This window comes from Rhizobium sp. R86522, from assembly GCF_042466255.1.
GTDB lineage: Bacteria > Pseudomonadota > Alphaproteobacteria > Rhizobiales > Rhizobiaceae > Allorhizobium.
Window position 1 is genome coordinate 577,538 of the sequence record NZ_JAXHBX010000001.1, and the last position, 19,440, is coordinate 596,977.

Genomic DNA, 19,440 nt, shown 5'->3' on the forward strand with positions numbered 1-19,440 from the left:
CATCTGATAAAAGCAAAAGCCGGCCCGGGGAAGCCCGGACCGGCTTTTGTCATGCGTCAAACGGTCTTACTTCGGCGGAAGCTGCAATTCCCGGCCGATCGAGAGCACGTTCGGATTGCGCAGCGTGTTCGCCTCGGCGATCTTGCTCCACATCATGCCGTCACCATAGGTGGCCTCGGCGATCTTCCAGAGGCTGTCGCCGGCAACCACCTTGTAGACGGTTTCGGCAGTCGCCATGGCCGCATCCGCGGCGGTTGCCGCCGGAGCTTCTGCGGCAGCCGGAGCCTCGGTTGCTGCCGGAGCCTGAGCGGGCGCTTCGGTTGCCGGCGTGGTCGTGTCGCCTGCCGGCGGTGCCGTCGCGGAGATCACGGTGATGCGACCGTCGGTGTAAGGCCTGTAGGGGCTGTTCTTGGCGATGTAGTCGGCCACGACAGTTTCGAGGCCCGGGCCGAAATCGTAGGCGTTCTGTCCGCCGCTCTCGAACACGCCATAGCCATCACCACCGGTGCGCATATAGTTGTTGGTGGCCACGCCGTAGACCTTCTCGGGGTCAATGGCGACGAAGGCGTCACCTTCCTTGACCTCGACGGAGGAGATGCGGCTGCCGGCCGGCTTGGTCAGGTCGGCGGTGTATTTCAGACCGGATACCTGCGGGAAACGGCCGGCCGCTTCCTCGACCTGGCTCACGCCGTTCTCGAGGGCGGCCACGATGTCGGAGCCCTTGAGCTGGAAGGAGGCAAGCGTGTTCTGGAAGGGAAGCACCGTCAGGACCTCGCCCATGGTGACGGTGCCGGCGTCGATCGACGCGCGCAGACCGCCGCCATTCTGGATGGCGATGGTGATGCCCTGATCGCTGAGGCGATCGACCATGGCGTCCGCCACCAGATTGCCCATGGTGCATTCAACTGCACGGCAGGTTTCACGCGAGCCGTCGATGGCTTCGGCGCTCTCGCCGATCTCCTTCAGTTTCAACTCCTCGATCGGGCCACCGAGTTCGGCCACCTTGGCGACGAAGCCTTCATCCGGGGTCACGGAGGCGTCTAGCAGCTTCGGTTCGCCAGTCGCGGTCTTGACGACGCCTGCGTCATCAAAAACGACCGTCAGGTCGCCGAGATACTTGGAATAGGCATAGGCCTGGACGATCGGCACATCCGCGCCGGACGGGTTCTTCACCAGGGTCGGGTAGGGGCCCGCTGCCTTCTCGTCGGTATTGGACAAAAGCGTATGGCTGTGGCCGCCGACGATCACGTCGATGCCGTCAACGGCTGCCGCGATTTCCTGATCCTTGACGTAGCCGACATGCGAGAGCAGCACGATCTTGTCGATGCCCTGGCCTTCGATTTCGGCCACGGCTTCCTTCAGGTAGCCGATCTCGTCGGCAAACAGGATGGTGTCGCCAGGCGAGGAGGTCTCGTCCGTGTCGGTTGCGAGGACCGAGACAATCGCGACCTTCTCCGCGCCGAATTCCTTGACGATGTAGGGCTTGAACTTGTCGGCGACCGGAGAGTTGAGGCCAGCCAGCGTGTTGCCGGAGATCATCGGGAATTTCAGCGCGTCGATGAACTTCGCCAGTTCTTCCGGGCCGTCATCGAATTCGTGGTTGCCGATGGCCATGGCGTCGAAGCCGATGCCGTTCATGAAGTCGGCAATCGGCGCGCTCTTGTAGGTGGTGTAGAAGAGCGAGCCCTGGAACTGGTCGCCAGCGTCGAGCGTCAGCACGTTCTTGCCCGTGAGTTCTGCGCGGCGCGCATCGATGGCGGCCTTCACGCGGGCGATCCCGCCGAAGCATTCGTTGGCGGCCGCATCTTTTGCCGAGCAGGTCGAATCGGATTTGCTGATGGCCTCGATGCGGGAATGCAGGTCATTGATGTGCAGGATATTGAGTTCGAAATCGGCCAGAGCTGTTCCGGCGGTCAGGGCCAGCACCGAGGCGCTGAAAAGGCCAATCTTCAAATGTCTGAACATCTTATCTCTCCTGTTGCAATCGATCACCGGAAGTCTGGCACGGATTGATGACAGTCACGCGCCAGAATTCGGATGGCGGATGTTTTCATCAAGACCGGAACAGGGCAAGCAAAATTCACTTGATGTCCGCATGTTAGCGGGGCCAGAAACGAAAGAAGCGGCCACTTGGGCCGCTCCTCGATAAGTCTGTCCTGGCGCCGGCTCAGCCGCGTCGGGCGAGCGAGAACTGGGCGCCGCTGTCGGAGGTGCAGTTCAGCTGTGTCGGCGTGACGAGTGCGCAATTCACCTTCTGCTGCGTGTTGCGAACCAGAGACGTCATGTTGATCTCGACCAGGCGGTCATTGACCAGCGTGTAGGTGCCGGATGCGAGGATCTGGTTGGAATCGGTCGTCCGCGTGGTGAAGGTGCCGCCCTGGAAGGTCGAGGCGATGCCATTCGGATCAACCCAGGCGCCTTCGATCGACGGACCCTGCTGAACGGCCGGCAACTGGCGGGGAGGGCTGGAATAGCAGGACGAAAGGGCAAGGCTCATCGCCGTTACAGCCACCAGGGATCTGATTTTCATTCTTGTCTCCCACCATCTCGGCGGTTCGGTCCGGCCGCCCACCGTTTGCGTTGTCATCGAGAACATGCCGCGAAGCCTCGGCCAAAGCAAGGCGAAAGCCTTGTATTGCCGGGGTTATCCCGTCCTTGCTTGCAACGAGAAAGGCCCGCCGCGAGCGACGGGCCCCAAGCTCTGGCCTGAAACCGTTTATCGGACCAGGATGTTCCGGAACTGCCACGGATCCTTTTCATCGAGGTCTTCCGGGAAGAGGCCCGGGCGACCATCAAGAGGCGTCCAGTCGGTGTAGTGGCCTTCGACCGGGCCGAGATAGGGCGACTGCACTTCCAGGCAGCGCTTGTAGTCCATCTCGTCGGCTTCGACGATGCCGGCCTTCGGGTTCTCGAGCGCCCAGACCATGCCGGCGAGCACGGCCGAGGTCACCTGCAGACCGGTTGCGTTCTGATAGGGCGCGATGCGGCGGGTTTCTTCGAGCGACAGGCGCGAACCGAACCAGTAGGCGTTCTTTTCGTGGCCGTAGAGCAGCACACCGAGCTCGTCGACGCCATCAACCAGTTCGTCTTCGTTCAGCACGTGCAGAACAGGCTGCTGCGTGCCGCCATTGCCGAACATCTCGTGCAGCGAAAGCACGGCGTCGTTGGCCGGGTGGTAGGCATAGTGGCAGGTCGGACGATAGACGACTTCGCCGTCTTTCTCGACGGTGAAGTAATCGGCGATCGAGATCGACTCGTTGTGGGTTACGAGGAAGCCGTATTGCGGGCCGGGCGTCGGGCACCAGGTGCGGACACGGGTGTTGGCGCCCGGCTGCTCCAGATAGATCGCGGCCTTGCAGCCCTTCTTGTGCTTCTTGGCGTTCTTCGGCATCCAGTTTTCATGGGTGCCCCAGCCGAGTTCGGAGGGCTGCAGACCTTCCGAGATGAAGCCTTCGGCCGACCATGTGTTCCAGAAGACGTTGAGCGGCTTCGGGTTCTTGGTGCGCTGGGTATCGCGTTCGGCGATGTGCACGCCCTTGACGCCGACCTTCTTCATCAACTTGGCCCAGCCGTCACGATCGTTCTGGTCGGGCTCTTCGAATTTCAGGCCGATTTCATGGGCGAGGTTGACGAGGCCCTGCTTGACGAACCAGGACACCATGCCCGGGTTTGCGCCGCAGGTGGACACGGCCGTCGTGCCGCCCGGGTTCTTCGCCTTTTCCTGGCGCACGGTTTCGCGCAGCGCATAGTTGGTGCGCTCGGAATTCTTCATGTTCTTGTCGAAGTAGAAGCCGAGCCAGGGCTCGACAACCGTATCGATGTAGAGCACGTCGAGCTTGCGGCAGAGCTTCATCAGATCGAGCGAGCCGGTGTCGACCGACAGGTTGACGCAGAAGCCCTGGCCTTCGCCTTCGGTCAGAAGCGGCTTCAGGAGCTTCTTGTAGTTGTCCTTGGTGACATGCGCCTGGATGTGCTTGATGCCATGCTTGGCAAGCAGGTCGGCTTCATCATTTCGGGGATCGATGACGACCATCCGGCTCTTGTCGAACTTGAAGTGGCGTTCGATCAGCGGCAGGGTGCCGCGGCCGATCGAGCCGAAACCGATCATCACGATCGGGCCGGTGATCTCGCCATAAACCGGGTAGGTCATTTCGCTCATTTCCGTCTCCTTGGAGGCCCGGTCGTTGTGCCTGGGCCATGTTTCCGGCCTGTCTTGTGCGGCCGGAGCGATACTGGCGGTTCTAGATCACAAAAATCTGACACAATAAAGGGTAGGGGCATGGGGGTGAGGGGCCTCACCGCTGATTTTCGAGTGCTGTATCTTGCCGCAGGTGGGCGACGAGCCGGTCACGCTGGGTGTCGAGGCCCTTGTATCGGAGCTGATCGCCGGCGAGGCCCTCCAACTGCTCGGCCAGGGCGGCGCCGAGCCTTCTGCCGTCAGGATGGTTCCTGAACGCTGTGACCGGATCCAGATAGATGCGGATCGTGAAGACGATAGCGCCTGTCACAGGCAGTTTCGTCAGCGTTTGGCGCTCGACGCGTACCACGGCCTCATGCGGTTGGGCGTCGTCGTTGCGGCCGGTTTCCGGGTGAAAGAGCTTTTCCTTCCAGTTGACCGACCAGTTGAAACGCTCGGCGGGCAGGTCGGGCGCCAGATTGTCGAAGATGCGGTTGATCATGGCCGCGTTGCGCGTGCCGCCCTGGAACCCCGGCACATGCTCGTGGACCTCCTCCATTGGCCGATCGAACTTTTCCGCAAGCGACCAGGAGGATGGGAAGGAGAGATGAGCAGCCGCGATGGACCAGCCGGCGTCGCGCTTCATCATGATGACCAGGTCGTCCTGTACGAGCATTCCGGCGCGGAGCAGCGGGGAGAGGGTTTCGTCGGTCAGGGAGGGCGCATGCATGTGTTGCGGATGATGGGCCTTGAGATGGGCGACGAGGGCTGCCAGACATTCCTCCTGGGCGGGGAGACTGTCTTCGGTCGCCCGGAAGACGTCCTCGTGCCGTGCCGCTGCCAGCGCGCGCTTTTCGTTCAGGTAGCGATCGCAGTCGGCATCCGGTTCGATCCAGCGGGTCGGGGCGAGGGCGGACAGGCCGATGGTGAAGGGGCGCGTCGGGCCGGCGTATGGTGTGTGGGTGAGTTTCGGTCGCGCCTTGATCACGCCGAGCGCTCGATCTCTTTGCGAGCGCAGCTTGCCAGGAAGGCCGACCGGGTGAGGCCTCGCTGCTTGGCTGCCTGGTCGATTGCGGCCAGCGTTCCTGCTTCCATCGTGATGTTCGCCCGGACAGTCCGTGTATCTTCTTCGATCAGGGGCACGCGGATGAGGAATGCGCCGGCAGCCAATTCGTCACGAACATCGGAACGCTCGACGATATCCTGATGAGAGGAGGGGACCGGAAGCTCTTCATCCTCTGCCCAAAGCCTCAAGGCTTCGATTGCGTTGATGACAAGGTCTTCATCGCGATCCGCTGCCGAGAATACGGTTGGCAAATCGGGGAAGCTGATGCCGTAGGCACTCTCCAGGTCCTTATGGACCAAAGCCACGTAGTATCGCATATGCCGATTTCTCTTGCTCTTCAGATCCAGCCCGCCTGTTTCGCAATCGCCCGGGCGGTGCCAAGCGGGAGATCCTTCTTCGGATGGGGCACGATGATCGTCTTGCCACCTTTCCGAAGCTTGTGATGGGAGCCAGACACCGAAACAAGTTCATATCCCTCGGCCTTCAGGCGCTGGATGATCTTGCGCGAGTCCTTCTCCATTACCTTTCTCCATGCGCAAATATATGCGCATCAATTCTTTTCTTCAAGGGATTAACCTAGCCCTTCAACCCTTCCAGCCCCGCCGCCGTCCGGGTGACCACAACCTCCGTCACTTCATACATCGCCACACCCTCGACCTTGAAGGGATCGGCCGCGACATAAGCCTCGATCTCGGCCTGGTCTCCTCTGGCCAAAATCACGCCGCCGGTGCGCGGGTTCTTGCGCCCCGACGCCAGAAACAGGCCGTTGTCATAGCCGGCGTTCACCCAATCCATATGCGGGGCCATGAAACGATCGGCCTCTTCGGTGGGCTTTACATAGGTGAGGGAGAGAATGAACATGTGTGGCCCTAATCAATGAGTTCTGCGCGGATCAGGCCGCGCAGGGAATTGCCGACGAAAAGCTTGCGCTGGTGAAGGTCGTTGAGTTTCAGCACCTCGCCACGCGCCTTGCGCTCCCGGATGAGTTCGGCCCGCAACACGCCGGGCAGGAGGCCGCTGGCAAGCGGCGGGGTGAGCAGCATGCCGTCGGCGGCTTCGGCGAAAATGTTGGTGATCGTGCCTTCACAGACCTCGCCACGCTCGTTGAGCAGGATCACTTCGTCGACCTCATCCCTGGAAAACTCGGCGCGCGCGGCCTCGTAAGGCTCGCGGCGGGATGTCTTGTGGCGGAAGAGGCTGTCTTCGGACTGCAGACGGGTCTTGGCGACCTTCAGGCGCCAGACCGTTTCCTCCGGGATCGGCTCGAAGGGTGTCGCCGTCACCTCCATCTTGCCGCGATAGGTCATGACGAGGCGCACACGCAGTGATGTATCGCCGGAGACTGCCTTCTCCAGCTTGCCCTTCGCGTCCTGCGGCTGCCGAAAACCCAATGCATCGGCAGACCGGGACAGACGACGCAGATGCTGGTCGAGCCGCAGAAAGCCTGCGTCCGGCTGCCACCGCATCGTCTCGATCAGCGAGAAATCCATTGGTCTCCCAGGGCAAAACGCGCCTTCAGCAGGCATTCCTCGTATTCCGCCTCGGCCTTCGAATCGAAGACGATGCCGCCGCCGACATTGAAGACGGCGCGTCCGCCGTTGAAAAGGGAGATGGTGCGGATTGCCACTGAAAATCGCATGGGGCCTGCCGGGTCGCACCAACCGATCGCGCCGCAATAGACGTCACGCGGACCGGCTTCGAGTTCATGCAGGATGCGCATCGCCCACATTTTCGGCGCGCCGGTCACCGAGCCGCAGGGGAAGAGGGCGGCCATGATCTCGGGCAGGCCGATTTCGGGCATGAGCTTGGCGCGCACATAGCTCACCATCTGGTGGACCGTCGGATAGGTCTCGATCGCGAAGAGTTTGGGGACCGAGAGGGTGCCGACCTCTGTGATGACGGAGACATCGTTGCGCAGAAGGTCAACGATCATCCGGTTCTCGGCCTGGGTCTTTTCGTCGGCGAGCATCGCTTCGATGATTGCCTCGTCCTCCTCGGGGCTTGCGCCGCGCGGTGCCGTACCCTTCATCGGGCGGGTTTCGATCCAGCCATCCTCGTCGACCGAGAAGAAGAGTTCGGGCGAGCGGGACAGTATGACAGGGCCGGTGCCGTAGTCGATCAGTGCGCCATAATACACGGGCTGGCGACCGACGAGCGACCAGAAGGCGGCACGGGGATCCCCCTCCCAGCGGGCTTCCACCGGCATGGTCAGGTTTGCCTGATAGCAGTCACCCTTGCGCAAGTGATGATGCAGGCGATCGAAGCGGGCGCTGTAGGCTTCGAAATCCCAGCCGGCCCGGGGATCAGTCAGGAGAGGCGCATTCGGGATGTTCGAGGGCGCCTCAGCCAGCGGGTGTTCGGCCGGTGCTGGGGCGGCGAAGACCCCCATGGCGATGAGCGGGGTTTCCCGTCCGTCTTCCACCAGAGGACGCAGCTTCGGTTCGAAAACGAAGCCCGCCTCATAGGATATGTACCCCGCCAGCCACTTGCCGGCCTTCCGGGCTGCCTCCAGTCGGGCAAGCGCCGGTTCGACCTCGTCCGCCGTCCGGGCGACGACGAGCGTCTCCGGTTCGGCAAAGACGAGGCTTGTCCCCGCGCGGTCGTCGCGGAAGAGCGCATAGGGCGCGTGGTCATGCATGGATGTCGGCTGCTCCGGTTCAGGCGGCCTTATCTAGCGCTTCCAGCTCGTCGATCAGCCCCTCGATCATCGACAGTCCCTTGGCCCAGAACGACGGATCGGTGGCGTCGAGGCCGAAGGGGGCGAGAAACTCGGAGTGATGCTTGGTGCCGCCGGCCTTCAGAAGCTCGAAATACTTGTCCTGGAATCCCTGGTCGGCGTTCTGGTAGACGGCATAGAGCGAGTTCACCAGGCAGTCCCCGAAGGCATAGGCATAGACGTAGAAGGGCGAGTGGATGAAGTGGGGGATGTAGGCCCACCAGTTCTCATAGCCTTCCGAGATCTTGATCGCCGGCCCAAGGCTTTCCTGCTGCACGGAGAGCCACAATTCGCCGATTTTTTCGGCCGTCAACTCACCTTCCTTGCGAGCCGTGTGGATCTTGCGCTCGAACTGGTAGAAGGCGATCTGGCGGACGACCGTATTGATCATGTCCTCGACCTTCTGGGCGAGCATGGCCTTCCTCTCGCGCTTGTCCGTCGTCTTGTCGAGGAGGGCGCGGAAGGTCAACATCTCGCCGAAAACGGACGCGGTTTCAGCCAATGTCAGCGGGGTCTGGCACATCAGGGCACCCTGACCGCCGGCCAGAACCTGATGCACGCCGTGGCCAAGCTCATGGGCAAGCGTCATGACATCGCGCGGCTTGCCGAGGTAGTTGACGAGAACATAGGGGTGAGCCGAAGGCACCGTCGGATGGGCAAATGCACCCGGAGCCTTGCCGGGGCGGGCGGGGGCATCGATCCAGCCGCCGTCGAAAAAGCGCCCGGCGATGTCAGCCATTTCGGGCGCAAAGCCGCCATAGGCCGAGAGCACCATGTCCTTGGCCTCGTCCCAGGAGATCAGGCGGTCCGGTGTTTCGGCAAGCGGCGCATTACGGTCCCAGAAGTTCATCTGGTCCATGCCGAGCCACTTTGCCTTCATCTTGTAATAGCGATGCGAAAGGCGCGGATAGGCTTCGCGCACGGCTTCAGCGAGCGCATCGACCACTTCGCGTTCCACGCGGTTGGCGAGATGGCGGCTGTCAGCGATGTCGTCGAAACCGCGCCAGCGGTCGGAGATGTCCTTGTCCTTGGCGAGCGTGTTGGTCACCAGGGTGAAGATGCGGATATTGTCCTTGAAGGTCTTCGACAGGGCTTCGGCGGCGAGCTTGCGCTTGGCCGGGTCGGCATCCTGCAGAAGCGTCAGCGTCGGCTCCAGCGGCATCTCGTCTTCGCCCACCTTGAAGCGCAGCGAAGCCAGCGTCTCGTCGAACAGGCGGTTGAAGGCGGCGGCACCCGTCTGCGACTTCTCAAGGAAGAGCTGCTCGATCCGGTCATCGAGCTGGAAGGGCTTGTCCTTGCGCAGGTCGACGATCCAGGGGCGGAAGTGGGCGAGAGCGGGATCACGGTCCATGGCGGCGTCGACGGCGTCGTCGGGCAGGCGGTTGAGTTCCAGCGGGAAGAAAAGCAGGCGTGACGACATGTCCGTCAGCGTGGCCTGGATATCACCGAAGAACTTGCCGTTCGCCGGATTGGTCATGTCGGAGTAATAAGTGAGGCCCGCATAGGAGGCGATCCGGCCGAGCAGGTCTTCCAGTGCCTCCATCTCGCGCAGCGTTTCGGCCAGAGAGCCGTCACCAACGGTTTCGAGAGACGCTGCGAGTTTGCCCTTCCACTTCGTCTCAAAGGCAAGCGCATCGGCGCCGGCCTTTTCCACGGCGCCGAGAAATTCCGGCGAGGTCTGGCCGGGATAGAGGTCGCCGAGTTTCCAGACGGGAAGGTCGCCGAGGTTTTGATCCCTGCTCGCGGAGGCCTGGGTAACGGGGCTTAAGGCGGGGCGGCGGTCGATCATCATGGTGACGTCCTTTCTCTCGTTCTTTGCGGAGATGTAGTCAGTCGCCCGCCGATGGGCAAGCAGCCGGGTGTGTCGGAGTGGTGCGACCTGAGCGAGCCGATTGCCGCAGCGCCTCTGTGGATTGTGCCAGAAACGGTTAAGGACCGTTAAAATGCTAGGTTTTCTCCCAAGAACATCTTCAGGCCTTTCTGCCAGTCTCCCTCGCGATAACCCAGGAGCGCGAACGCGCCGAAACAGCCTCGGGGAGCGCAAGTTGACCGCACAAATTCTACTCATCGATGAAGATGCCGCCGAGCGCCGCAGCATGAAGGCTGCGATAGAAGCGCACGGCCATGCCGTTCATATCGCCGACACCGCGCCTGCGGGCCTCGAACTCTTCCGCCGCCAATCCGAGCAAATCGGTGTTGTGGTGCTCGACGTAACATCCGCAGACGGCCCAAACCCCAGCGTCATTCCCATGCTCGCCGAGATCAATCCGAGCGTACCGGTCATCGTCTGTACCACGGAAGGCGCGACCGAAACCGCGCTCAACGCCGTGCGTGCGGGCGCCTTTGACTTCCTCGTCAAGCCGATCGCCCAGGAACGGCTGATCGGCGCCATCGAGTCGGCACTGAAGATCCATCGTACCAGCCTGCAGGGCCGCGCGCCGCGCCGGGCTCGGAGCGGTTCGGTCAGCTTCTCTGACGTCGTTGCCGCGAGTGCGGCCATGTCGCGCGTCGTGGAACTCGGTCGTCGGGCAGCGCAGTCGATGATCCCCGTGATGCTCGAAGGGGAAGCCGGCGTCGGCAAGGAACTCGTGGCGCGCGCCATCCATGCCGCCAGCGATCGGTCGTCCCGTCCGTTTGTTTCGGTCAACTGCAATGCCATCACGCCTGGACAGATCGAAGATGTGCTGTTCGGCAGCGAAGCCCAGATGGGCAAGGTTGCCGAGGCTGAAGGTGGCACGCTTTTCATCGAAGAAATCAGCGAGTTGCCGCCCGTTGGCCAGATGCGCTTGCTTGAGATCGTGCAGTCCGGCGAAGTTCATCGCAGCGGACATGCCAAGCCTTTGAAGGCCAATGTGCGGCTGGTTCTGGCGACCAACAAGGATCTGATCGAGGAAGTGAAGGCCGGACGTTTCCGCGAGGATCTCTACTACCGGGTCAACGTCTTTCCGATCACCATTGCCGCGCTCCGCCGCCGCAAGGAGGACATTCCGCATCTCATCAGGGCCTTCGTCGAGCGCTTTTCGCTCGAGCAGCGCCTGCCGCGGACCCTGCCGGTCGAATCTTCCGCACTCGCCTTGCTGACCTCCTTCGACTGGCCCGGCAACACGCGCCAGCTTGAGAACGCGATCTTCCGCGCCGTTGTTCTGGCCGAGGGCGCCAGTCTCAAGGAAAGTGACTTTCCGCAGATCGCAGCGCAGGTCACCAGTCATCGAAGCGCGACTGTCGGTAGCGAGGCGCAGGCCGTCGTTTATGAGCCGAGCCCGATCGCCAAGGTTCAGGCCGCTCTTGCCGAGCGTGCAGCGAGCTTCAGCGGCGGCCAGTCGGCTCCATCCACAGGTTTTCAGGGATCGGCCTCCGGCAATGTCATCGTCAGCACCGACGAGGCCGGCAATGTGCGCAAGCTGGCGGAGATCGAGGAGGAACTGATCCGCTTCGCGCTGAAGTTCTATCGCGGCCAGATGAGTCAGGTCGCCCGGAAGCTCGGCATCGGCCGGTCCACGCTCTACCGCAAGCTCAAGGATTACGGAATCGATCCCGACGATCCGCAGAAGGATGCCGCTTGATTTACCTCAACCGTTCGATGTTAACTCTGGGGTAAGCTTAATCGCTTACCCAAGGGCTAAGCATTTGTTAGGCAAGCGTTCACCATAAAGGGATAGCTTGTGCGGATGTGGCAAATTTGCCATGGTATGACCGCATTTGACGTTCAATTCGGTTGGCGTGGGACGTAGTCTTTCGGACGGGGATTGCATTGCAGGCATCGCAGGACATCAGCGCGCTCTCTAGACGAAACGAGCGCAAAATCCGGCTTGCGTCTGCACAGTCGGTAAACCGGCTGTTGTCTCCGCTGTTTGCCGCCGTTCTGATGAGTTTCTGCTTCTTGCTTGGCAATGCCGCCACAGCGCGCGCCGAGAGCCGCACCCTCAACATCGAGTTCGTGCATACCGGCGAACGCGCTTCGATTACCTTCAAGCGCAACGGGCGCTATGACCCCAAGGGGCTGAAACAGCTCAATTATATTCTTCGTGACTGGCGCCGCAACGAGCCGACGAAGATGGACCCGCGCCTCTTCGATCTCGTCTGGGAAGTTTATCGCCAGTCGCGTGCCAAGGGTTACATCAAGGTCGTCTCGGCCTATCGTTCGCCTGCTACAAACAACATGCTGCGTTCGCGCTCCAAGGGTGTCGCGAAGGAAAGCCAGCACATGCGCGGCACCGCGATGGACTTCTACATTCCCGGTGTGCCGCTGAAGACGCTGCGCGAAATCGGCGTGAAGATGCAGGCCGGTGGTGTTGGCTATTATCCGAATTCCGGCTCGCCTTTCGTCCACATGGACGTGGCCGGTGTGCGTGCCTGGCCGCGCATGAACCGCCAGGATCTCGTCCGTCTCTTCCCCGACGGCAAGACCGTCCACATTCCTTCCGACGGCAAGCCGCTGCCCGGCTACCAGCAGGCGCTCGCCGAATACAAGCGCCGTGTCGCATCCGGCAACACAGTGATGATCGCCGAGGAAAAGTCCTCCGCGCGTCCGCGCAACTTCCTCGCCATGCTGTTTGGCGGTGGCGATGAGGATGAGGTCGAGGATGTGCCGGAACCTGCCGCTCGCCCGGCAACGGCCCAGCCGCAGCCGGTACCCGCTGCGCCGCGCCAGCAGCCGGTCGGCGCGGCACAAGACCCGGTCATGGTCGCCAATGCGCTCCCGGGCGTCGATGCGGCCGATGCGCCTGTCCCGCAGGCCCGCCCTTCGCTTCGCCCGGCTGACAACAGTCTTGCCGTTGCGCTCTATCAGCCGCCGCGCAATGCCGCCGAGGACGCGCTGCAGCAGGTCGCAAGTGGCGTGCCCACGCCGGCCAGCGCGCCGTCTGATGAATTTCCTGATCTCGCCTCGGTGAACGTGCCTGTACCGACGCTTTTGAATACGCGTCCTGGTGCTGGTCCCGAGGAAGGGGTGATGACGGCATCGATCGATCCGAGCTCGGAAGCCATGCTTCTGGCCGAGGGAATGGCCGTGCCGGTTCCGGCAGCCCGTCCGCAGGTCGCCGAAGCACTGCTCGCCTCCGCCCAGGCGGAAGCCGAAGCGGAAGTCGACGAAGTCGAGCAGGCGATCCTGTCGCCTGAGGCCGCTGCCGCCCTTGAAGATAGCACCATGCCGGAAATGGCCGCACCGATCCCGGCGAGCCCGCCTGCCCAGGCTGAACTTCGTGCCGCACCGGCACCGGCTGCAAAGCCTGTCGAGGTGGCCGCAATCCCGCCACAGCCGGAAACCGTGGTGGAGTCGACCACGCAATTTGGCGACATGTTCGATGCGCCGTCCGAACCCGTGGCGGATGCCGATGCGGCGCTGCCGAAGAAGGGCGGTCGTCCGGGACAGGAAGATGCGGAGCGCGCGCACATGGCCATGTATGGCGGCACCCAGCTGACCAAGAACATGATCGAGCAGTGGGCGCTGAACCAGGGCAAGTTTGAATCCGTCGCCAAGCCGGTGAAGGCCCCGCGCGTCGTGTCCCGTTCGCTCGTGGCTCCTGCGACTGCCGTTCCGGATGGGTTCCGCCTCGATGCGACCACGGTCGATCCGAGCCGCTTTGGCGCTCCCTGATCTCAGGCTTTTTCCGCAGCGCAGACAAAAAGAAACCCGCCGGATCGGCGGGTTTTTTGTTGGTCGCAGCGAGGGTGCCTCAGCCTTCCGGCGGGCTCTCGATCATGCCGAGCGCGTGCAGGTAGGTGTCGAGGATCAGATCCTCTTCCATGCGCTCCTGGTCGTCCTTCTTGCGAAGCGCGATGACCTTCTTGAGGATCTTCGTGTCGAAGCCCATGGACTTGGCTTCGCCGTAGACATCCTTGATGTCGTCGGCGATGGTCTTCTTTTCTTCTTCCAGGCGCTCGATGCGTTCGACAAAGGCACGGAGCTGGTCGCGGGCGACGCCGTGAGCGGCATCAGACATGGGCAATCTCCTTCATTGCGGGGATGGCATTCTCGGGATGGTTTTCGTGGCGTCCACGTGCCGCGAAGCAGCGTCCGCGTCAAGTCCCAAAGCTTGAGGGACGCGTCATTCCTTCGGGCGGTTCTCTTCGAAGGCTTGCTGTTTCTCGGCGCTTGCCTCGCGCTGATTGAGCGACTTCCACGCGTCATAGGGCATGCCGTAAACGATCTCGCGGCTTTCGTCCTTGGTGAGGTCGATACCGCTTTCCTTGGCGGCGTCGAGATACCAGTTCGACAGACAGTTTCTGCAGAAGCCGGCGAGGTTCATCAGGTCGATGTTCTGGACGTCAGGCCGATTGCGCAGATGGGAAACGAGCCGGCGAAAGGCGGCCGCTTCGAGTTCGGTCTGCTGGTCCTTGGTCGGGAGCGTCATGCTGTCCTCCTTCAGGGCGCGATGGGTTGAGCGGGGTAGGGGCCGGTGCGCGAGGCATGGATTTCATATTCGTGCAGCTTCGGGTCGGCATTGAGGCGTTCGAAGATCGGCGCGAGGCGATCGGCCCAGGCGGTGACGCCGGCCTCGTCGGCGATCAGATCCTGACGCACTTCGAGAAGCGCATGCGGAATGCCCGTGATCATGCAATGACGATACATGGTGTCGCCCTTCAAGGCGCCGTCATAGGGCTCGTTGTCGCCGACGAGGATGTCACCCGATGCCTGCAGACCCTCGATCAGCGGGCGGACGGCGCGGGCGTCGGTGTCCCAGAGAACGGCGGCGTGCCAGGGGCGGGGCACGCCCTTCCAGGCGGGTGTATAGGAGTGCAGGGAGAGAACGAGCGGCGCCTTGCCCGAGGCGTCCGCGACCTTGGCGATCACATCGGAGACCGCACGGTGGTAGGGCCGATGATAGGTCTCGATGCGGTGCTGCCATTCGTCTGCGGTGATCGGATGATTGCCAGGCACAATGGCGCCGTCGGAGATGCGCATGATGATGGTCGGATCATCCTCGCCGCGATTCGGATCGATCAGCAGGCGGGAGAAGCGCGACATGACGGCGGGGACGCCAAGACGGGCGGCCAGCTGCCGGGTCAGCGGCTCGATCCCGATGTCATAGGCAATGTGACGGCCGAAGGCGCTGTCGGGCAGGCCAAGCTTTTCGTAGGGCTCGGGCACGATATTCGTCGCGTGGTCGGCGAGAAGCACCAGGCCGGCGTCAAAACGGCCATCCAGAATCTCAAAAGCGGGGGAAACATTCATCAGTTTGAAGCCATCGTCTGGTACAAGTGCTTGATCGCATGGGGAATGGGGGAGCGCAAGCTTTCATGGCTGTCACGTTTGTGCCAAGATCGAACATATAGGTTCTGAGCTTGGCCAAAGGCAGAAAATATAATCGATTAGAGTTGCGTTGACATTCTCTGGTCAGCATCGCAAGAAGGCATCCCATGCGCATTTTTGGAGTTCCGGCGGCAATCGTGCATCAACCGATCAGACAGACTTTCGACCGTGCTGCGGCACGTTTTCTGAAGCCCCTCCTGATCGCGGGTGCGCTGTTTTCGCCCATGCTGGCAGCCTCTGCCGCCCATGCCGAGTTTCGTGTCTGCAACGGCACGCAGAACCTGGTCGGGGTCGCGGTCGGCTACCGGGCTGAAGAGGGCTGGATCACGGAAGGTTGGTGGCAGGTCCCTGCCGGCACCTGTGCCACGCTCATCGAGGGCGAGCTCCAGTCGCGCTATTATTATCTCTACGCTGAGGATGCCGCTCGCGGTGGTCGCTGGACTGGTGACATCAACATGTGTGTCGCCGAAAACGAGTTCAAGATCGTTGGTGTGAAGGACTGCTTCGCACGCGGCTATCAGCAGATGGGATTCAAGGAATACGACACCGGCAGGCAGGGGAGCTGGATGGTCCAGCTGTCCGATACGTCGGGCACCCAGGAAAGCCAGAACTGATGAAGCGAAACCGCAAAGTAAAGATCCTCGCCACGCTTGGTCCCGCCTCTTCCGATGAAGCGATGATCCGGAAGCTGCACGAAGCAGGGGCCGATCTTTTCCGCATCAACATGAGCCATTCAAGCCATGAGATGCTGCGGACGCTCATTCAGCGCATTCGTAGCGTCGAGGCTGCCTGTGGTCGCCCGATCGGTATCCTCGCCGACCTGCAGGGTCCGAAACTGCGGGTGGGCAAGTTTGCCGAAACGACCGTCGAGCTGAAGCCCGGCCAGACCTTCACGCTGGACAGCAACGAAGCGCCCGGTGATGCAAGCCGCGTCTACCTGCCGCATCCGGAAATTCTCGAATCGGTCAAAGTTGGTGACCGTCTGCTCATCGATGACGGCAAGCTGCACCTGAAGGCTGTCAAATGCGACGGCAAGACGATCGTCACGGAAGTCGTTTCGGGCACGAAGATCTCTGACCGCAAGGGTGTCAGCCTGCCCGACACCATTCTCGCCACCGGTGTGCTCACCGACAAGGACCGCGCCGACCTGGATGCCGTGCTCGCCACCAATGATGTCGACTGGGTGGCACTTTCCTTCATTCAGCGCCCGGAAGATCTGGCGGAAGTCCGCAAGATCGCCAAGGGGCGTGTTGGCCTGATGTCGAAGATCGAAAAGCCGCAGGCCATCGAGCGGATCGACGAGATCATTGCGCTCTCCGACGCTCTGATGGTCGCCCGTGGTGACCTTGGCGTTGAAATGCCGCTCGAGCGCGTACCCGGCATCCAGAAGCAGCTGATCCGCGCCTGCCGTCGCGAAGGCAAGCCGGTCGTCGTGGCCACCCAGATGCTGGAATCGATGATCACGGCACCGGTTCCAACCCGCGCTGAAGTCTCTGACGTCGCGACCGCCGTCTTCGAAGGCGCCGACGCCATCATGCTTTCGGCCGAGTCGGCTTCCGGCCAGTATCCGGTCGAGGCCGTCGCCACCATGGCTTCCATCGCCCACACGGTCGAGCGCGAGCCTCACTATCCGGGCATCATCTATGCCCAGCGCGCCCAGCCGGAAGCGACCGGCGCCGATGCCATCTCGCTGGCTGCCCGCCAGATCGCCGAGACGCTGCGTCTGCAGGCGATCGTCTGCTACACCTCATCGGGCAATACCGGTCTGCGCGCCTCGCGCGAGCGTCCCGAAGTGCCAATCATCGCGCTTTCGCCGGTGATCCAGACCGCGCGTCGCCTGTCGGTCGTCTGGGGCCTGCACTGCGTTGTCTCTTCCGAGCCGACGGATCTCGACGACATGGTCAACCGCGCCTGCCGCATCGTCGTGGAAGAAGGTTTCGGCAAGCCGGGTGACCGCATCATCATGTCGGCCGGCGTGCCGCTTGGCACACCTGGTTCGACCAACATGCTGCGCATCGCCTATATCGGTTCGGACGGTCAGTCGGGCGTCTGAACTCGACCGCATCCTTGATCTGGAAAAGCCGCCTTCGGGCGGCTTTTTTCATGGCGGCTACTGGCCAGCCTGAAGGGAAGGGGCGGCTCCCGTCGGTACCACGCGTGTCGCGGCGAGCCTCGGCTCCGCTGCGCGCGCCATGGCTTGCAGATCGCGTGTTTCGCCTGCGATCTTTTCCAGGGCAGCGATCGCGATATCGGTCACGATGTAATCCGGCTTGTGGCCGAGGCCTTCGATCCAGACCAGTTCAGAGCCCGAGATGTCGCGAGCGAGGCCCTTCGAATGGATCTCCTCCAGTACGATTTCGTCAGCGTCGCCGGTGATCACTACCGTCGGCTTGGCGATCTCGCGGTAGCGCGGGGCGAAGGTGCTCACATAGGCATGGAGGCCGGCGACATCCTTTGCGTTGGATTGGAAGGTTGAGGGGCGCAAGACGAGGGCCGGGCCGGTATCTTCGAGATAGGTGTCAGGGCGTGGATTGGGTGCGAAGACATGATCCGTCGCCGGCTCGATACGCATCATGCCCGCATGCAAAGCCAGCGTGTGGCAGAAGATCGGTCCGATCACGGGCGCAGAGGCGAGGTGGTAATACCAATCGACGCCGCCCGGCCAGGGATGCGTGGCCGCTGCCAGGAAGACAAGGCCTTCGACCTTGTCGGGATGCAGAACGCCGAAACTCGCGGTGATCGCGCCGCCGAAGGAGTGGCCGACGATGATCGCCCGCTCGATGCCCTTTTTCTCCATCAGTCGCGCGATGGCGTTGGCCTGTCCGTCCGGCGTGTCGTTCTCCGGCCCGCCGCGCTCCGAATAACCGTGTCCCGGGCGATCGACGAATAAAAGCTCGGCGCGACCGCGCAAGGGCTCCAGGAAGGCGCCCGCTTGATCCCTGAGGTTGCCGGAGGCGCCATGGATGAACACGATCGGCGGCAGGTCGGCATCGGCGTCTGCGGTGATATGCAGAGCGTTCAAACGAAAACCGCCGACATCGGTGAGCTCGCCGATATTCGGCGTCTTCGCCTCAATGGCGCGGGCACGAAGTTGCGTGGCGATGGCGAGCGCCGCCAGCACGGCGATGAGGATGAGGACGATGACGAGCAAGACGAAACCGATACGGGGGAGGAGCAAGAGCGAAGCTTCCGAGCTGGACGATATGGCAACAAGATCGTGCGGCGGTGCGGTTCGTCAAGGGAGGTTGATGCTACCTCACGTCCGCTGGCCGGCCAGTTCCTCTGACAGCTTGGCGACGATCTCCTGAGCCTCGCGGTCGGCGGGGAAGACTTCGAGGTAGCGTTCCCACGCCTTCAGTGCGGCATCCTTGCTGCCGCGTTCGGTGAGGATGCCTGCAAGACCGGCAATGGCGCCGAAGTGGCGGGGCTCCAGTTCCAGCACCTTTTCGATGTCGGAGACGGATTTCTTGTAGTTGCCCATGGTGAAATGCAGCGTGGCGCGCTGATTCCACGCGCCGAAGAAATCCGGTTTCAGGATGATCGCCTGGTCAATGAAGTCGAGGGCGGCCGCGTTGCGCTTCTCGGCGGCGGCCTTGGCAGACCACTGCATCAGGAGGTTGACCGTCGGGCTAGACGAGTTGCTCCAGGTCGCCATCGTGGAATTGGCGATCTGGCGGGCCGCCTGCGGATTGCGCTCTCGTTTCAGTTCGGCGAGCAGATCATCGACAGTCTTCGGCTTGGCTGGCGGCCTCAGTGGGATCTGTTCGACAGGCATCTCAGTCGCCTGCGTGCCACCTTGCTCTTCCGGCGCCTGTGAGGCGACGGTCCCCGCGAAGAGCAGGGCGGGCAGAAGCGGGAGGGTGAGGGCGAGTCGCAAAGAAAAACGGCGCATGAAGGGAAGGTAGTCCCTCAGCGCCGTCTTTCAAACTCAAATTTCCGATATCAACACGCCGCAGATGCAGCGGGCAGTCCGTCCGGCTCATGGGATCCTAAGATCCCGGGGCATCAGCCCTGGCGAGCCTTGAAGCGCGGGTTCTGCTTGTTGATGATGTAGATGCGGCCCTTGCGGCGAACCAGACGGTTGTCGCGATGACGGGCCTTAAGCGCTTTCAGCGAGTTCTTGATCTTCATTTTTCTGGTCCACAACGATTGTCGGGGAATGTGTCATTCACCCACTGTGTTCAAACAATCAAAAGCGCGCCGCTGGGCGCGCCCCTGAAGAGTTGGCG

20 protein-coding genes are annotated in these 19,440 nt (G+C 62.2%); 4 read left to right on the forward strand and 16 right to left on the reverse strand.

The window, feature by feature from the left end:
• Nucleotides 1-66: 66 nt before the first annotated feature.
• The 10 genes from SJY08_RS02685 to SJY08_RS02730 form a co-directional block, all read right to left on the reverse strand.
• A complete protein-coding gene (locus tag SJY08_RS02685) occupies nucleotides 67-1,965 on the reverse strand; it encodes a 5'-nucleotidase C-terminal domain-containing protein (protein ID WP_377274630.1) in 1,899 nt (632 codons plus the stop codon).
• 202 nt (nucleotides 1,966-2,167) lie between these two features.
• A complete protein-coding gene (omp10, locus tag SJY08_RS02690; protein ID WP_054148231.1) occupies nucleotides 2,168-2,530 on the reverse strand; it encodes an outer membrane lipoprotein Omp10 in 363 nt (120 codons plus the stop codon).
• A gap of 186 nt (nucleotides 2,531-2,716) precedes the next feature.
• A complete protein-coding gene (locus SJY08_RS02695) occupies nucleotides 2,717-4,159 on the reverse strand; it encodes a homospermidine synthase (protein ID WP_153762739.1) in 1,443 nt (480 codons plus the stop codon).
• 136 nt (nucleotides 4,160-4,295) lie between these two features.
• Nucleotides 4,296-5,165, reverse strand: coding sequence for a DUF3445 domain-containing protein (locus SJY08_RS02700; protein ID WP_377274631.1), 870 nt, complete (start codon nucleotides 5,163-5,165; stop codon nucleotides 4,296-4,298).
• Complete coding sequence (locus SJY08_RS02705; RefSeq protein WP_377274632.1) at nucleotides 5,162-5,560, reverse strand: type II toxin-antitoxin system HicB family antitoxin; 399 nt, start codon at nucleotides 5,558-5,560, stop codon at nucleotides 5,162-5,164. The genes SJY08_RS02700 and SJY08_RS02705 overlap by 4 nt, the downstream gene beginning before the upstream one ends.
• Nucleotides 5,561-5,580: 20 nt before the next feature.
• Nucleotides 5,581-5,763, reverse strand: a complete 183-nt coding sequence (locus SJY08_RS02710; RefSeq protein ID WP_153762737.1) for a type II toxin-antitoxin system HicA family toxin — start codon at nucleotides 5,761-5,763, stop codon at nucleotides 5,581-5,583.
• A gap of 56 nt (nucleotides 5,764-5,819) precedes the next feature.
• Nucleotides 5,820-6,104 (reverse strand): YciI family protein, encoded by a 285-nt coding sequence (locus tag SJY08_RS02715; protein WP_377274633.1) that lies wholly within the window; start codon nucleotides 6,102-6,104, stop codon nucleotides 5,820-5,822.
• Nucleotides 6,105-6,112: 8 nt separating this feature from the next.
• On the reverse strand, nucleotides 6,113-6,733 hold the full coding sequence (locus SJY08_RS02720) for an aminotransferase class IV family protein (protein ID WP_083229681.1): 621 nt from the start codon (nucleotides 6,731-6,733) through the stop codon (nucleotides 6,113-6,115).
• Nucleotides 6,718-7,881, reverse strand: coding sequence for an aminodeoxychorismate synthase component I (locus SJY08_RS02725; protein WP_377274634.1), 1,164 nt, complete (start codon nucleotides 7,879-7,881; stop codon nucleotides 6,718-6,720). Before SJY08_RS02725 ends, SJY08_RS02720 begins: the two co-directional genes overlap by 16 nt.
• 19 nt (nucleotides 7,882-7,900) lie before the next feature.
• On the reverse strand, nucleotides 7,901-9,748 hold the full coding sequence (locus SJY08_RS02730; protein WP_377278453.1) for a M3 family oligoendopeptidase: 1,848 nt from the start codon (nucleotides 9,746-9,748) through the stop codon (nucleotides 7,901-7,903).
• Between the two features lie 256 nt (nucleotides 9,749-10,004).
• Here SJY08_RS02730 and SJY08_RS02735 point away from each other — a divergent pair, with 256 nt between their 5' ends.
• Complete coding sequence (locus tag SJY08_RS02735; RefSeq protein ID WP_377274635.1) at nucleotides 10,005-11,522, forward strand: sigma-54-dependent transcriptional regulator; 1,518 nt, start codon at nucleotides 10,005-10,007, stop codon at nucleotides 11,520-11,522.
• Between the two features lie 188 nt (nucleotides 11,523-11,710).
• Nucleotides 11,711-13,555, forward strand: coding sequence for a DUF882 domain-containing protein (locus SJY08_RS02740; RefSeq protein WP_054148240.1), 1,845 nt, complete (start codon nucleotides 11,711-11,713; stop codon nucleotides 13,553-13,555).
• A 79-nt stretch (nucleotides 13,556-13,634) separates the two neighbouring features.
• Here the strand turns inward: SJY08_RS02740 and SJY08_RS02745 are convergent, their stop codons facing one another.
• From SJY08_RS02745 to SJY08_RS02755, 3 genes are all read right to left on the reverse strand, one after another.
• Nucleotides 13,635-13,901: a DUF2312 domain-containing protein gene (locus SJY08_RS02745; protein WP_054148241.1), complete on the reverse strand. Its 267-nt coding sequence runs from the start codon at nucleotides 13,899-13,901 to the stop codon at nucleotides 13,635-13,637.
• 105 nt (nucleotides 13,902-14,006) lie between these two features.
• Complete coding sequence (locus SJY08_RS02750; protein ID WP_377274636.1) at nucleotides 14,007-14,312, reverse strand: DUF1244 domain-containing protein; 306 nt, start codon at nucleotides 14,310-14,312, stop codon at nucleotides 14,007-14,009.
• A gap of 11 nt (nucleotides 14,313-14,323) precedes the next feature.
• Nucleotides 14,324-15,133, reverse strand: a complete 810-nt coding sequence (locus tag SJY08_RS02755) for an N-formylglutamate amidohydrolase (RefSeq protein WP_054148243.1) — start codon at nucleotides 15,131-15,133, stop codon at nucleotides 14,324-14,326.
• A gap of 302 nt (nucleotides 15,134-15,435) precedes the next feature.
• Between SJY08_RS02755 and SJY08_RS02760 the strand changes: the two genes are divergently transcribed.
• Nucleotides 15,436-15,825 (forward strand): DUF1036 domain-containing protein, encoded by a 390-nt coding sequence (locus SJY08_RS02760; RefSeq protein WP_085942941.1) that lies wholly within the window; start codon nucleotides 15,436-15,438, stop codon nucleotides 15,823-15,825.
• Nucleotides 15,825-17,264 (forward strand): pyruvate kinase, encoded by a 1,440-nt coding sequence (gene pyk, locus SJY08_RS02765; protein ID WP_054148245.1) that lies wholly within the window; start codon nucleotides 15,825-15,827, stop codon nucleotides 17,262-17,264. The genes SJY08_RS02760 and pyk overlap by 1 nt, the downstream gene beginning before the upstream one ends.
• A 57-nt stretch (nucleotides 17,265-17,321) precedes the next feature.
• Here the strand turns inward: pyk and SJY08_RS02770 are convergent, their stop codons facing one another.
• From SJY08_RS02770 to ykgO, 3 genes are all read right to left on the reverse strand, one after another.
• Nucleotides 17,322-18,362 carry an alpha/beta fold hydrolase gene (locus SJY08_RS02770; RefSeq protein WP_377278456.1) on the reverse strand — a complete coding sequence of 347 codons (1,041 nt, stop codon included), beginning with the start codon at nucleotides 18,360-18,362 and terminating at the stop codon, nucleotides 17,322-17,324.
• Between the two features lie 105 nt (nucleotides 18,363-18,467).
• Nucleotides 18,468-19,103, reverse strand: a complete 636-nt coding sequence (locus tag SJY08_RS02775) for a tetratricopeptide repeat protein (RefSeq protein ID WP_377274637.1) — start codon at nucleotides 19,101-19,103, stop codon at nucleotides 18,468-18,470.
• A 113-nt stretch (nucleotides 19,104-19,216) separates the two neighbouring features.
• Complete coding sequence (gene ykgO, locus SJY08_RS02780; RefSeq protein WP_006726873.1) at nucleotides 19,217-19,342, reverse strand: type B 50S ribosomal protein L36; 126 nt, start codon at nucleotides 19,340-19,342, stop codon at nucleotides 19,217-19,219.
• Between the last annotated feature and the right edge of the window lie 98 nt (nucleotides 19,343-19,440).